The sequence below is a fragment of the Streptococcus sp. NLN76 genome (assembly GCF_015686645.1).
Taxonomy (GTDB): Bacteria; Bacillota; Bacilli; order Lactobacillales; family Streptococcaceae; genus Streptococcus.
This window is the reverse complement of sequence record NZ_JADPMS010000016.1, coordinates 1-13908: the sequence shown is the minus strand read 5'-3', so window position 1 is coordinate 13908 and position 13908 is coordinate 1. Positions and strand designations below refer to the sequence as shown.

Annotated in this window: 15 protein-coding genes and 1 rRNA gene; all 16 read left to right on the top strand. The window is 43.2% G+C overall.

The features are described 5' to 3' along the window. Nucleotides 1-78 precede the first annotated feature (78 nt). Entirely contained in the window at nt 79-1458 is a 1380-nt protein-coding gene (locus tag I1A59_RS04445; protein ID WP_348769636.1) for an MATE family efflux transporter, read from the top strand. A 33-nt stretch (nt 1459-1491) separates the two neighbouring features. Continuing rightward, the gene (locus I1A59_RS04440; RefSeq protein ID WP_196091610.1) at nt 1492-2019 is read left to right on the top strand and encodes a YqeG family HAD IIIA-type phosphatase; all 528 of its coding nucleotides are present in this window, start codon (nt 1492-1494) and stop codon (nt 2017-2019) included. Then, on the top strand, nt 2020-3129 hold the full coding sequence (yqeH, locus tag I1A59_RS04435) for a ribosome biogenesis GTPase YqeH (protein WP_196091609.1): 1110 nt from the start codon (nt 2020-2022) through the stop codon (nt 3127-3129). A 355-nt stretch (nt 3130-3484) separates the two neighbouring features. After that, nucleotides 3485-3796, top strand: a complete 312-nt coding sequence (gene yhbY / locus I1A59_RS04430) for a ribosome assembly RNA-binding protein YhbY (RefSeq protein ID WP_196091608.1) — start codon at nt 3485-3487, stop codon at nt 3794-3796. Between the two features lie 12 nt (nt 3797-3808). Next, complete coding sequence (locus I1A59_RS04425) at nt 3809-4441, top strand: nicotinate-nucleotide adenylyltransferase (protein ID WP_196091607.1); 633 nt, start codon at nt 3809-3811, stop codon at nt 4439-4441. Further along, nucleotides 4438-5028 (top strand): bis(5'-nucleosyl)-tetraphosphatase (symmetrical) YqeK, encoded by a 591-nt coding sequence (gene yqeK / locus I1A59_RS04420; protein ID WP_196091606.1) that lies wholly within the window; start codon nt 4438-4440, stop codon nt 5026-5028. Before I1A59_RS04425 ends, yqeK begins: the two co-directional genes overlap by 4 nt. A 3-nt stretch (nt 5029-5031) precedes the next feature. After that, complete coding sequence (rsfS, locus tag I1A59_RS04415; protein ID WP_196091605.1) at nt 5032-5385, top strand: ribosome silencing factor; 354 nt, start codon at nt 5032-5034, stop codon at nt 5383-5385. A 70-nt stretch (nt 5386-5455) separates the two neighbouring features. After that, nucleotides 5456-6193, top strand: a complete 738-nt coding sequence (locus I1A59_RS04410) for a class I SAM-dependent methyltransferase (RefSeq protein WP_196091604.1) — start codon at nt 5456-5458, stop codon at nt 6191-6193. Next, complete coding sequence (locus I1A59_RS04405) at nt 6190-7287, top strand: nucleotidyltransferase (RefSeq protein ID WP_196091603.1); 1098 nt, start codon at nt 6190-6192, stop codon at nt 7285-7287. Before I1A59_RS04410 ends, I1A59_RS04405 begins: the two co-directional genes overlap by 4 nt. A 70-nt stretch (nt 7288-7357) precedes the next feature. After that, nucleotides 7358-8074 carry a YebC/PmpR family DNA-binding transcriptional regulator gene (locus tag I1A59_RS04400; protein WP_196091602.1) on the top strand — a complete coding sequence of 239 codons (717 nt, stop codon included), beginning with the start codon at nt 7358-7360 and terminating at the stop codon, nt 8072-8074. Nucleotides 8075-8197: 123 nt separating this feature from the next. Continuing rightward, nucleotides 8198-9019 (top strand): amino acid ABC transporter substrate-binding protein, encoded by an 822-nt coding sequence (locus tag I1A59_RS04395; protein ID WP_196091628.1) that lies wholly within the window; start codon nt 8198-8200, stop codon nt 9017-9019. Between the two features lie 182 nt (nt 9020-9201). Next, nucleotides 9202-10056, top strand: a complete 855-nt coding sequence (locus I1A59_RS04390) for a MetQ/NlpA family ABC transporter substrate-binding protein (RefSeq protein ID WP_196091601.1) — start codon at nt 9202-9204, stop codon at nt 10054-10056. Nucleotides 10057-10221: 165 nt separating this feature from the next. Continuing rightward, nucleotides 10222-11076 (top strand): MetQ/NlpA family ABC transporter substrate-binding protein, encoded by an 855-nt coding sequence (locus I1A59_RS04385; RefSeq protein ID WP_196091600.1) that lies wholly within the window; start codon nt 10222-10224, stop codon nt 11074-11076. 596 nt (nt 11077-11672) lie between these two features. Next, on the top strand, nt 11673-12737 hold the full coding sequence (locus tag I1A59_RS04380) for a methionine ABC transporter ATP-binding protein (RefSeq protein WP_196091599.1): 1065 nt from the start codon (nt 11673-11675) through the stop codon (nt 12735-12737). A gap of 1 nt (nt 12738) precedes the next feature. Then, a complete protein-coding gene (locus I1A59_RS04375) occupies nt 12739-13428 on the top strand; it encodes a methionine ABC transporter permease (RefSeq protein ID WP_196091598.1) in 690 nt (229 codons plus the stop codon). Between the two features lie 361 nt (nt 13429-13789). Continuing rightward, nucleotides 13790-13908: ribosomal RNA gene (locus I1A59_RS04370) — 16S ribosomal RNA — on the top strand; the annotation flags it as partial.

Here is a 13908-nt window from a genome sequence, read left to right as displayed (position 1 = left end):
ACTTTGAAAGGTCGAGATACTGTAATCAGTATCCCGACCTTTCTCTTGGTTTTGGAAATGTTCATGGAAGGAGTATGTGTGGAAAAGAATAAATTGGGAAGGGCTTCGATTTCGTCCCTCTTACGGCAATTGGTCATCCCGGCGGTGATTGCAAATGTTGTCAACGCCCTCTACAATATTGTGGATCAGATTTTTATTGGTCAGGGGATTGGTTATTTAGGGAATGCGGCAACCAATGTGGCTTTTCCTTTAACGACCTTGTGTTTGGCATTAGGGTTGATGTTAGGGTTAGGAGCTGCGGCCCGCTTTAACTTGGAGTTGGGGCGTGGAAACAATGCCTTAGCCAAGAAAGTCATGGGGAATGCCTTTGCGATACTTGCGGTAGTGGGTCTCCTCTTGTGTCTAGTCCTGCAAGTTTTCCTGGGACCATTGTTGACTCTTTTCGGGGCAACGGACAGTATCTATGATTTAGCCTTGACCTATACCAGTGTGTCTATTTGGGGAGTTCCCTTTTTGTTATTTGCTATTGGGGCGAACCCCTTGGTTCGGGCAGATGGTTCCTCTACCTATTCGATGGTGGCGATTATTTCAGGGGCAGTTGTAAATACCCTACTAGACCCCCTGTTTATTTTTAGCTTTGGTTGGGGGATGGCTGGTGCTGCTTGGGCAACGGTTCTGGGACAATTGGTTTCAGCCTTGATTTTAGCGTTTTACCTTCCTCGTTTTAAGAGTATGCAGCTCCAGCGGGAGGATTTCCATCTGCAGAGGTCTTTGGTTGCTTCCTTTGCTTCTTTGGGAATGGCGTCCTTTATTTTCCAATCCTCCAACTTGTTGGTGCAGATTGTGACCAACCAGTCCCTTCGCTTTTATGGGGAGACCTCGGTTTATGGGAGTGAGATTCCCATAGCGGTGGCTGGGATCGTGGCTAAAATTAATGTCATTATGATTTCTCTGATTATTGGGATTGTTCAAGGTTCCCAGCCGATATTGAGTTTCAACTATGGAGCGGAAAATTGGGATCGGGTGCGGGAGACCATTCGGATTGCCATTGCTTGGGTGTCTGTCATTGGTGTGGGGACCTGGTTGGCTTTTGAAGGGTTTCCTTATGAGTTTTTAGCCTTGTTTGGATCGGGGAGTGATGCCTATTTTGAATTTGGGATTGCCTATATGCGGGCCTTTTTCCTCTTTTCTTTTGTGAATGGGGTGCAGATTTTTTCAGCTACTTATTTTCCAGCTATCGGCCAGGCCAAGATGGGAGCTAAGATTTCTCTCCTCAAGCAACTGGGGTTGATTTTACCGCTCCTCTTGCTGATGCCGCGCTTTTTCGGGGTTGCGGGACTAGCCTACGCTATGCCTCTAGCTGATTTCATTGCCTTTGTGGTCGCGGGTTATGCCTTGTGGAAAGCTTATCATCGGCTTGGCTTTCCTTTTGAAGCAAAAGATGGGGATGTGGTATAATGGAAACTAGTACAGTGGAAAATGGAGTAGCTTGTGTCAATTGAGCAATATAAGCCGGATTACACGGTTGAAGCGGTCTATGATATCGCGGTAGAAGATTTGAAAAAATTGGGAATTGAAGCGGTTTTGGTTGATTTGGATAATACCTTGATTGCATGGAATAATCCCGATGGAACCACTGAGATGAAGAACTGGTTGCATCAAGTACAGGATGCGGGTATTCGGATTATGGTGGTGTCCAATAATACCAAGAAACGGGTTACGCGAGCCGTTGAGAAGTTTGGGATTGGCTATGTCTATTGGGCTTTAAAACCCTTTGCCTTTGGCATCAACCGTGCCTTAGCCAAGCTTGGGGTCGATCGGTCCAAGGTGGTCATGGTCGGAGATCAATTGATGACCGATATTCGGGCAGCTCATCGGGCTGGGATTCGGTCGATCTTGGTCAAGCCTTTGGTCCAACACGATTCCATCAATACCAAGTTTAACCGGGCTCGGGAACGTCGTGTTCTTAAAAAATTGGAAGAAAAATACGGCCCAATGAAATTTCACAAAGGATTGTAAATGCAAGAAACATTATTTTGTATCGGCTGTGGTGCCGAAATTCAAACAGAGCAGAAGGAGAAAGCGGGTTTCACTCCGCCTTCAGCCTTGGAGAAAGGGTTGGAAACTGGGGAACTTTACTGCCAACGTTGCTTCCGCCTTCGTCATTACAACGAAATTAGCGATGTGGAGATGACGGATGAGGACTTTCTTCGTCTCCTGCACGAGGTTGGCGATAGCGATGCTCTGGTGGTTAATGTTATCGATATCTTTGACTTTAACGGGTCGGTTATCCCTGGTTTGTCACGGTTTGTATCAGGCAATGATGTTCTGCTTGTTGGAAATAAAAAGGACATTTTGCCAAAATCGGTTAAGGATAAAAAACTATTGCGATGGTTGACCGAGCGAGCTCATGAAGAAGGTCTACGGCCGATTGAAGTCCAATTAACCAGTGCACAAAACAAGGAAGCTATTAAAGACTTGATCGAGAAAATCGATCGTTACCGCAAAGGCCGTGATGTCTATGTGGTAGGGGTGACCAATGTAGGAAAATCCACTCTGATCAATGCCATTATTCAGGAATTGTCAGGGGATAAGGATGTGATTACAACCAGTCGTTTCCCAGGGACAACCCTGGATAAGATTGAAATTCCTTTAGAAGATGGCCGCTTTATCTATGATACCCCTGGGATTATTCATCGCTACCAGATGGCCCATTATCTGGAAGGCAAGGATTTGAAATTAGTCAGTCCGAAAAAGGAATTAAAGCCTAAAACCTACCAACTCAATCCAGAACAAACACTGTTCTTTGGTGGATTAGCCCGTTTGGATTTTGAAGCTGGCGATCGCCAAGGCTTTACAGCTTATTTTGAGAACGAACTGACCATCCATCGCACCAAACTAGCCGGAGCAGATGCCTTTTATGACAAACATGTCGGAGATCTATTGCAGCCACCAAGAAAGAAACAGGTGGATACTTTCCCAAGACTGGTACCCCACAATTTGACCATTACGGAGAAGAGCGATGTGGTCTTTTCAGGTTTGGGATGGGTCCGCATCCCCCAAGCAGCTCGTCTAGTTGCCTGGGCACCTGAAGGAGTTGCCGTTTTGGTACGCCCAGCTATTATTTAACCCATATTTGATTTTTTTAAAATTTAAATACTCGAATCTTTCAAAGAGCTGACTAGAAAAGCCGATGAAGATTGTTCAACAGGTCTGGGAGACTTGTTGAATATTATCGATAAAGCGTACAGGGCACGTAATCAAAAAGTTCATCAAAGAGGCTTGACAAAGTCAGATTTTGAAATTCAATGTGTATAGTCTTTTAGTTTGCTTTTAGTACAAGGCAGCGAGTCGCAGGCAGTACTAAAGTACGGCAAGACGAGCTAACACAGTAATAAAAAATAAACTAAAAGAGTATATCAAGGAAATAACTAGGAAACTGACGAAGCTAGACGTTGAAATTTGAAGAGTATTAAGGAGAATTATGTCACTAACAAGCAAACAAAGAGCCTTTTTGAAGGCTGAAGCACATCATATGAAGCCTATTATCCAAATTGGAAAAAATGGTTTGAATGATGAAATCAAGACCAGCATCCGTAATGCCTTGGATGCGCGTGAATTGATTAAGATCACTCTGTTGCAAAATACAGATGAAAATATTCATGACGTTGCAGAAACTCTGGAAGAAGAAATCGGGTTGGATACCGTCCAAAAAATTGGTCGTATCCTCATTCTCTTCAAACCTTCTGCTAAAAAAGAAAACCGTAAACTGTCCATTAAAGTTCGTGAGGTCTAAAAAGGAGAAACGATGGCACTTGAACTAGTCACACCTTTCACCAAGGTTGCTCTACAACCGGATTTACCAGAAAAGAAACGCAAACAAGTCGGGATTTTGGGAGGGAATTTCAATCCCGTCCATAACGCCCACCTTTTAGTAGCGGATCAGGTGCGGCAGCAGTTGAGTTTGGACCAGGTCTTGCTCATGCCAGAGTTTATTCCCCCTCACAAGGATAAAAAAGAAACCATTGACCAGCACCACCGTTTAATGATGTTGGAATTAGCCTTGAATGGAAAAGAAGGTTTGGGGATTGAACGTTTGGAATTGGAACGTAAGGGGATTAGCTACACCTATGACAGTATGAAAATCCTAACGGAAGCGAATCCAGACACGGATTATTATTTTATTATCGGAGCGGATATGGTGGAATACCTTCCGAAATGGCATCGTATTGATGAGCTCTTGGAATTGGTACAGTTTGTTGGTGTCCAACGTCCCAAATACAAGGCGGGAACCTCCTATCCGGTTATCTGGGTTGATGTCCCACTAATGGATATTTCCTCCAGCATGGTTCGTGATTTTATCGCAGCAGGCCGTGAGCCGAACTTTCTGCTACCGGAGCTGGTTTGGAACTACATCAAACGTGAGGGCTTGTACAAATGACCTATGCTGCCTATCTCCCCTTTGACAGAGATGATTTGTTGGAACGCTTAGAGCAAACCCTCAGCCCTCATCGTTATCAGCATGTCTTGAATGTCGAAAAAGCTGCCATTCAATTGGCGGAAGCCTATGGTCAGGATCCTATCAAGGCTGGTTTGGCTGGGTTGCTACATGATTACGCCAAGGAAAAGCCGGACAGCTATTTTCAGCAGCTGATTCAAGAACGGAATTTAGATCCAGATTTGCTGCAGTGGGGAAATAATCTGTGGCATGGCTATCTTGGGATTTATGCCATACAAGAGGAACTTGGTCTGGAGAATCCAGAGATTCTAGAAGCCATTCGTGTTCATACCATCGGTAAAGCAGAGATGTCGCCCTTGGATATGATTCTCTATGTGGCGGACTATATCGAAGAGGGTCGGAATTTTCCTGGTGTTGAGGAAGCAAGGCGGATCGCTTTTTCTTCTCTGGAAGGGGGAGTGGCTTATGAAACAGCCGAGACTCTTTCTTTTTTAGCTAAAAAAAGAATTCCTATTTATCCTCAAACCTTAGAAACTTACAATGCATACAGACACTTTTTAGAGAGGTAAAGAATGGAAGAAAAACAATTATTAGAACTTGTTGTGAAAGCTGCAGATGAAAAACGGGCGGAGGATCTTGTTGCCTTAGATGTTCAAGGGGTGACGAGTGTGACAGATTATTTTGTGATTGCTAGCTCCATGAACAGCCGCCAATTAGAAGCAATTGCAGATAATGTCCGTGAAAAAGCCCAAGAAACGGGTCTAGAAGTCGGTCCTCTTGAGGGCAACGTAGCCAGTGGCTGGGTTCTTTTGGATTTGGGAGCTGTGGTTTTCCATGTCTTTTCAGAGGAAGTTCGCAATGATTACAATTTAGAAAAATTGTGGCATGAGGCTGAAATGGTCGACATTTCTAGCTATATAGATTAAAAAAGTGAAAGAGGGAGGGCAGTGTTTGGAAAAAACAGGTTGTCCTCTTTTTCGAATATAGAGGTATCTGATGACTACTTATGAAACATTTGCGCGTGTTTATGATTCCATTATGGATGAGCAACTTTATGATCAGTGGCTAGCTTTTACGCAAGAGCATCTTGCCCCAGATACAAAAGACATCTTGGAATTAGCTTGTGGAACTGGGATTCTATCCCTTAAGTTGGATCGGGCTGGCTACCGGGTCAAGGGCTTGGATTTGAGCCCAGAGATGGTGAAACTTGCCCAGAAACGGGCCAAGGAAGCAGGGCGGGAGCTAGAGTTTCTTCAAGGAAATATGCTTGCCTTACCGGCCATGGAAGCGGTAGATGCCGTGACTTGCTACTCGGATTCAATCTGTTATTTAGAAGATGAAGTTGAAGTTGGGGATGCTTTCCAGCAAGTTTTCCAAGTCCTTAAATCTGGCGGCCGCTTTCTCTTTGACGTCCATTCCATTTACCAAATGGAAGAGGTCTATCCGGGTTACAGCTACCATGAAAATGCGGAAGAATTTGCTTTTGTTTGGGATTCATATCCGGATGAGCCGCCGTATTCTATTGTTCATGAATTAACCTTCTTTTTGCAAGAAGGAGATGGACGTTTTGTCCGCAAGGACGAAGTGCATGAAGAAAGGACTTATGAACGCTTGACTTATGAGATTTTGCTGGAACAAGCTGGCTTTACCAATATTCAAGTCTTTGCGGATTTCACCAACCAAGCTCCAGATGAAAAAAGTCTGCGTTGGTTCTTCGTGGCGGAGAAACCATGAAAATAAGCGGAGTTGTTGCCGAGTTTAACCCCTTTCATAATGGCCATCGTTACCTGTTGGACCAGATGGAGGGGCTTAAGATTGTGGCCATGTCAGGTAATTTTGTTCAGCGAGGAGAGCCGGCTTTTGTGGATAAATGGATTAGGGCTCAGATGGCCTTGTCTCAGGGGGCAGATCTGGTTTTGGAACTTCCCTTTTTAGTCAGCGTTCAGGCAGCCGATTTTTTTGCGACTGGAGCGGTTGATCTTCTAGTCAAGGCTGGGGTGGAGGAGCTTGTTTTTGGAAGTGAAGAAGTTCGGGATTACAATCAGCTGCTAGAGACTTACCGAACTAAGGCTGATGAGATGAGGGACTATATGGACCAACTTCCAGCTTCCTTGTCTTATCCCCAGAAGAGTCAAGCGGCCTGGGAAACGTTTGTGGGGCTGACCTTTAGCGGTCAAAGCCCCAACCACATTTTAGGCTTGGCCTATACCAAGGCTGCTGCTGGAACTGCCCTTAGCTTAAAGGCGGTCCAGCGGCAGGGATCCGGTTTTCATTCTTTGGAAAAGGATCAAGCTTATGCCTCCGCAACGGCCCTGCGGCATCATCGGGGCGATTGGGAGTTTATAGAGCGGCATAGTCCAGTAGCCAGTCTTTTAGCCCAAGCCCCTCAGCAAGATTGGTCTTTGTATTGGTCTTTGTTGCGCTACCAGATTCTCAGTCATCCCAATCTGGAGGAGATTTACCAAGTGAATGCGGAGCTGGCCCAACGCTTGTTGCAGGCGATTAACCGAGTAAACTCCGTAGAGGAGCTGGTTGGGATGGTCGCTACCAAGCGTTTTACCAAGGCACGGGTCCGGAGAGTTCTGACCTACATCTTGGTGGGGGCCCAGGAGACCCCTTTGCCAGAATCCTTGCATGTGCTAGGGTTTTCCGAACGTGGGCGTCAACACCTAGCGCTTTTGAAGAAGAAGGTAAAATTGGTGACCCGTATTGGAGCTGAGCCTTGGGATGCTCTGACGCAGAAGGCAGATAAGATTTATGGTCTTGGTCAAGAGGGCATTGGCGAGCAAAATTTTGGACGGATTCCGATCCAATGGGGTGGAGATTGAATCTTTTTTGCGTCAGCTTTTGGAAAGTGATATAATAACGCGTGAATGCAAGTAATTAAAGGAGAAGAAAATGGGACGTAAATGGGCCAATATTGTGGCGAAAAAGACAGCAAAAGATGGTGCTAACTCTAAAATCTATGCGAAATTTGGAGTTGAAATCTATGTGGCAGCCAAAAAAGGGGAGCCAGATCCTGAGTTGAATGCGGCTCTTAAGTTCGTTGTGGATCGGGCTAAGCAAGCACAGGTTCCAAAACACGTTATTGATAAGGCGATTGATAAGGCTAAGGGAAATACAGACGAAACCTTTACGGAAGGTCGTTATGAAGGCTTTGGTCCAAATGGTTCCATGTTGATTGTGGATACCCTTACTTCTAATGTGAACCGCACTGCGGCGAATATCCGTGCAGCCTTTGGTAAAAACGGTGGAAACATGGGAGCTAGTGGTTCTGTGTCTTACATGTTTGATAACAAGGGTGTGATTGTCTTTGCAGGTGATGATGCAGATGCTATCTTTGAATTATTGTTGGAAGCAGATGTGGATGTGGATGATGTGGAAGCAGAAGAAGGAAGCATCACCGTTTATACAGCTCCAACTGATTTGTACAAGGCTGTAGAGGCTCTTCGTGGAGAGGGAATTGAAGAATTCCAAGTAACAGAATTGGAAATGATTCCTCAATCTGAAGTAAACCTAGAAGGTGATGACCTAGCGGTCTTTGAAAAACTTGTAGATGTCTTGGAAGAGGATGAAGATGTTCAAAAAGTCTATACCAATGTAGACGGATTCTGATAACGACAAGGGGCCGAAGGAAACTTTCGGTCTTTTTTGTATTTCATAATACTAGCTAATAGAAATTTCTTTTATTTTCTGTTACTATCTTAAGTATAGATTAAAAGGAGGTTTTTCATGAAACTGAAAAAAGTTATTTCTCTTGCTCTTGTTGCCGCGTCTGCCCTCGTGATTGCAGCCTGCTCCAACAATGCCTCAGATTCTTCTGAAGCATCAGGCAAAGAAGTTGTACGAGTAGCCACTAATGCTTCGCCAAAACCATTTAACTATGAAGATGAAAATGGGGAGTTGACAGGTTACGAGATTGAAGTTGTGAAAGAAATTTTCAAAGACTCAGACAAATATGACCTGGAATTTGAAAAAACAGAATGGTCAAGTATCTTTGCTGGTTTGGATAGTGACCGTTACCAAATGGCCGTTAACAACATTTCTTACACAGAGGAGCGTGCAGGGAAATACCTTTATGCTTATCCTGTAGCTAAGAATCCGAATGTTTTGGTTGTTCAAAAGGATGATGACAGCATCAAATCAATGGATGATCTTGGTGGCAAGAAAACTGAAGTTGTCCAAGGAACCAACTCTGCTGCCCAATTGGAAGAATGGAACAAGGAACACGCAGACAATCCAACTGAACTTTCCTATACAAAAGCAGACTTCCAACAAATCATGACTCGTTTGAATGATGGCCAAGCAGACTACAAGATTTTTGATCGTATCTCTGTTGAAACCATTATCAAGAACCAAGGTTTGAACAATTTGAAGATTATTGAATTGCCAGAGACAGCTCAGCCATTTGTTTACCCAATCTTTGCTAAAGGCCAAGATGAGTTGAAAGAGTTCGTGGATGGACGTATCAAAGAGCTTCAAGCAGATGGTACTCTTGACAAGCTTTCTAAAGAATTCTTTGGCGGAGACTATGCTCCAACAGCTGAAGAGTTGAAATAATCTTATTAAAGTAGTTCCCTAGGGGAGCTACTTTTTTGCTGCTGCTACTTTGGTTAGGGGGTGTAACCCTACTTTATTTTTGCATCATAAAATATTTTTATTGAAAACATAAAAAAACAATACTAGGCTAGGGAGTCAGCTTCTGTTATTCTACTATCAAGAAAAAGAAAAGGAGCTTGCTTATGACATTGAAATCGGTATTGAAAATTGTAGGATTGACGACCTTGGCTGCTTTAGCCTTAGCGGCCTGTGCTCCATCAAGTGATGTTAAGGAGAATGCCAACACTATTCGGGTGGGGTTGATGGCTAAAAGTGATACGGAGGAAGCGCGCTGGGATAAAATCGAAGAGCTTCTGAAGGACGAAGGGGTTACCTTGGAGTATACGGAGTTTACAGATTACTCCCAACCGAATAAAGCTACCGCAAATGGGGAAGTGGATGTCAATGCCTTCCAGCATTATAATTTCTTGAATAACTGGAATGAAGAAAATAACGGATCCTTGGTTCCAATCGCGGACACTTACTTCACAGCTTTTCGTCTTTATTCTGGTACCAAGGATGGTTCTGAACGCTACACGAGTGTCGATCAAATTCCAGACGGAGGAACGATCGCAATTCCAAACGATCCTGTAAATGAAAGCCGAGCCCTCTACCTTCTTCAATCTGCTGGTTTATTGAAATTAGATGTTTCTGGAGATACCTTTGCGGCTCTCTCAAATATTAAAGAAAATCCGAAAAACTTGAATATTAAAGAATTAGATGCTAGCCAAACAGCTCGTTCTTTAGGCTCTGTAGATGCGGCCATTGTTAATAATGATTTTGTTCAAGAAGCAGGAATTGATTTCAAAAAGGCCATCTTTGTTGAAGTACCAGATGAAAACTCAAAACAATGGTACAACTTCTTAGCGGCTAAAGAAGATTGGGAAGAATCTCCAAAAGCGGACGCTTTGAAAAAATTGATCAACGCTTATCACACAGACGAAGTGAAAAAAGTCATCGAAGAATCATCAGGTGGTTTGGATCAGCCAGTTTGGTAATACCTGTAGAAGGTTGAGGGTTGCCCTCAGCCTTTTCGATTGCTATGGGCTAAAGCTTGAGATGGCATGATAAATATTTTTTATGATGTAAATAAAAATCCCATACTAGGCAGGCAGAAGGAGGTCTGTTATCCTAGTATCAAGAAAAAACAAAGGAGCTTGATTATGAAATTGAAATCGCTTTTGAAAGTAATAGGGTTAACAGCCTTGGCAGGATTAACACTTGCAGCCTGTGCAAATACAGGAGGTTCTTCTTCAGATGTAAACACGCTTCGTGTCGGACTTATGGCTAAAAGTGACTCGGAAGAAAAACGTTGGGAAAAAATTGAAGAGTTGTTGGATAAAGAAGGCGTGAAGTTGGAGTACACTGAGTTTACAGATTACTCCCAACCAAACATCGCAACTGCTAATGGTGATGTAGATGTTAATGACTTCCAACACTATAATTTCTTGGACAACTGGAATGAAGAAAACAATGGAGATTTGGTAGCCATTGCGGATACTATTATTTCTCCAATCCGTCTCTATTCAGGTACCAAAGATGGTAAGAACCGTTATACTAGTGTTGATCAAATCCCAGATGGCGCAACTATCACAGTTCCAAATGATGCCACAAATGAGAGCCGCGCTTTGTATCTTCTTCAATCCGCAGGCTTGATCAATTTGGATGTTTCTGGGAAAGAATTGGCAACCATTGCTAACGTAAAAGAAAATCCTAAGAAATTGGACATCAAAGAATTGGACGCTAGTCAAACAGCTCGTTCTCTAGACTCAGCAGATGCAGCGGTCGTTAATAATACCTTTGTATCTGAAGCGGGACTTGACTTCAAAAATGCCCTTTTTGTCGAAGTTGCGGATGAAAACTCAAAACAATGGTACAATGTTCTTGCTGCTAAGAGTGATTGGGAAAAATCTGATAAAGCAGATGCTTTGAAGAAATTGATCAAAGCCTACCACACTGATGATGTGAAGAAAGTCATCGAAGAAACCTCAGAAGGTTTGGACCAACCAGTTTGGTAAGTCGATACTGTATGCAAACCAAGCAAGGGGAGTGGGTTTGGAAATAAGCCCACTCTTTTCTTTGCTACCAATACTCATTAAATTTCAAAATCTGACCTTATAGTCTTTTAGTTTATCTTTTATTACTGTGTTAGCTCGTCTTGCCGTACTTCAGTACTGTCTACGACTCGCTGCCTTGTACTAAAAGTAAACTAAAAGACTATATCAAGCCTCTTTGAAGCTAGGCAAAAAGTATCAGCCACTAAGTTTTATACTCTTTTAGTTTATCTTTTATTACTGTGTTAGCTCGTCTTGCCGTACTTTAGTACTGCCTGCGACTCGCTGCCTTGTACTAAAAGCAAACTAAGAGACTATAATTAGTGAAAATACTTTGACGCCGTGGTTGATTCGGTCAAACAGTCTAATCAACTGTGCGGGGGTGGGAGTGAAACGATTTGGGGATAAATCGTTTCAGCTTACAACTTGTAATAAAGACTTGTTACGAACTCTTTTTCAACTGTAATAGTTCTTTCCCACTCCCGGCTTTTCTAGTCATTTTTTGAAAGATTCGAGTATTTCGATTTTGAAGTTGGTTTAGTATGAAATAGGAGTATGTCATGTCAGAAGCTATTATTAAACTTGAAAATATTGGGGTTCGCTTTGCCCAGAAAAATAAAGTCATTACTGCTGTTGATGATGTTAGTTTGTCGATTCAACAGGGAGATATCTATGGAATCGTAGGCTACTCTGGGGCAGGGAAATCTACCTTGGTGCGGGTTGTCAATCTTCTGCAAGTTCCAACAGAGGGGCGGTTGGTCGTTGATCATGAGGTGTTTTTTGATCAAGGAAATGTGCAATTGAGTGCCCAAACTCTTCGGGAAAAACGGCGGGAAATTGGAATGATCTTTCAACATTTCAATTTGATGAGCCAAAAGACGGCCGCTGAAAATGTGGATTTTGCTCTTAAACATTCCGGTTTAAGCAAGGAAGAGAGAGCGAAGAAGGTTCAGGAACTACTGGAGTTAGTGGGCTTGGCTGATCGAGCTGAAAACTATCCCTCACAGTTGTCGGGTGGGCAAAAACAACGGGTGGCGATTGCGCGTGCTTTGGCGAATGACCCGAAAATCTTGATTTCAGATGAGTCAACCTCAGCTTTGGATCCCAAGACGACTAAACAGATTTTGAAACTACTTCAGGAATTGAATGAACGTCTGGGATTAACCATCATTCTGATTACCCATGAAATGCAGATTGTAAAAGATATTGCAAATCGTGTAGCCGTTATGCAAGATGGACGCCTGATTGAAGAAGGTAGTGTGCTGGATATTTTCAGTAATCCTAAGAATGACTTGACTAAGGATTTCATGGAGACAGCGACTGGGATTGATGAAGCCTTACGGAAAATATATCAACAGGAAAGTGTTCTGCATTTGCCGGCTGGGCAAGAATTGGTACACTTGAAATTTTCCGGTAGTGTGACTGACCAAGCCATTATTCATGACCTCTCCAAGCATTATGAGGTTGCAGCCAATATTTTATTTGGAAATATTGAAATCTTAGACCATACTCCGGTCGGTGAGTTGATTGTGATTCTCTCTGGTTCAGCGGAGAATTTGGTGAAAGCACACGGAGGACTAAAGGAATCTGGAGTTGGCGTTAAAATTCTGAAGGAAGGACGTTAAGATGAATTTTATTGAAACTTACTTACCAAATGTTTATAAAATGGGCTGGTCTGGACAAGCAGGCTGGGGGACGGCCATTTATTTGACCCTCTATATGACTTTTTACGCCTTCCTGATTGGTGGATTTTTGGGCCTTGTTACGGGTCTATTGCTTGTACTGACTGCTCCAGGTGGTGTTCTTGAGAATAAGTGGGTTTACTGGACTTTGGATAAGGTAACCTCTATTTTTAGGGCCGTTCCGTTTATTATCCTGCTTGCGGTTCTTTCTCCGTTGGCTCAAATCCTTGTTGGAACTAGTATTGGGCCAAACGCTGCCCTTGTGCCGCTATCTTTTGCTGTCTATGCTTTCTTTGCTCGTCAAGTACAAGTTGTTTTGGCTGAATTGGATTCTGGAGTTATTGAAGCGGCCCAAGCCAGCGGAGCAACGACTAAAGACATCATCGGTGTCTATCTGAGCGAAGGGCTGCCCGATCTTATCCGGGTCACAACGGTAACCTTGATTTCCTTGGTTGGCGAAACTGCCATGGCTGGAGCTGTTGGAGCAGGGGGTCTGGGGAATGTGGCCATTGCCTATGGCTACAATCGCTACAATCATGACGTAACGATCCTGGCAACAGTCTTGATTATTATTCTGATTTTCACCATTCAATTTGTAGGGGATTTTATCACTAAAAAAGTCAGCCACAAGTAAAAAGATCTCAGAGGTTTTACTCCTCTGAGAATTTTTTTTAAATAATTTCAAAATATCTCTTGCCAAGACCATCATCATGTTGTATACTAATAAAGTCCTGAAGGGAGAGTTCCTTAAACGGGACGCAATCAGTAGAATAGTTCGGCTCAAACGAACGAAAATAAAAAAACTTCAAAAAAGTTAAACAAAAGTGTTGACAAACCCTTGAGGTTTTGATAAACTGATTAAGTTGTCTCGTGAGAGACATGACCTTTGAAAACTGAACAAGACGAATACCAATGTGTAGGTAGTAGGAATACTACCTGTCAATAATAAAACAATAAATCTGTCAGCGACAGAAAAATGAGCAACAGCTCAAACTTTTGATGAGAGTTTGATCCTGGCTCAGGATGAACGCTGGCGGCGTGCCTAATACATGCAAGTAGAACGCTGAAGGAAGTGCTTGCACTTCTGGACGAGTTGCGAACGGGTGAGTAACGC

What these genes read in the sequence shown, in the direction of transcription:
- I1A59_RS04380 (WP_196091599.1), top strand. Translation starts at nt 11,673, where the DNA reads ATGTCAGAAGCTATTATTAAACTTGAAAATATTGGGGTTCGCTTTGCC.
- I1A59_RS04385 (WP_196091600.1), top strand. Translation starts at nt 10,222, where the DNA reads ATGAAATTGAAATCGCTTTTGAAAGTAATAGGGTTAACAGCCTTGGCA.
- yqeH (WP_196091609.1), top strand. Translation starts at nt 2,020, where the DNA reads ATGCAAGAAACATTATTTTGTATCGGCTGTGGTGCCGAAATTCAAACA.
- I1A59_RS04425 (WP_196091607.1), top strand. Translation starts at nt 3,809, where the DNA reads ATGGCACTTGAACTAGTCACACCTTTCACCAAGGTTGCTCTACAACCG.
- I1A59_RS04400 (WP_196091602.1), top strand. Translation starts at nt 7,358, where the DNA reads ATGGGACGTAAATGGGCCAATATTGTGGCGAAAAAGACAGCAAAAGAT.
- I1A59_RS04405 (WP_196091603.1), top strand. Translation starts at nt 6,190, where the DNA reads ATGAAAATAAGCGGAGTTGTTGCCGAGTTTAACCCCTTTCATAATGGC.
- I1A59_RS04375 (WP_196091598.1), top strand. Translation starts at nt 12,739, where the DNA reads ATGAATTTTATTGAAACTTACTTACCAAATGTTTATAAAATGGGCTGG.
- I1A59_RS04390 (WP_196091601.1), top strand. Translation starts at nt 9,202, where the DNA reads ATGACATTGAAATCGGTATTGAAAATTGTAGGATTGACGACCTTGGCT.
- rsfS (WP_196091605.1), top strand. Translation starts at nt 5,032, where the DNA reads ATGGAAGAAAAACAATTATTAGAACTTGTTGTGAAAGCTGCAGATGAA.
- yhbY (WP_196091608.1), top strand. Translation starts at nt 3,485, where the DNA reads ATGTCACTAACAAGCAAACAAAGAGCCTTTTTGAAGGCTGAAGCACAT.
- yqeK (WP_196091606.1), top strand. Translation starts at nt 4,438, where the DNA reads ATGACCTATGCTGCCTATCTCCCCTTTGACAGAGATGATTTGTTGGAA.
- I1A59_RS04410 (WP_196091604.1), top strand. Translation starts at nt 5,456, where the DNA reads ATGACTACTTATGAAACATTTGCGCGTGTTTATGATTCCATTATGGAT.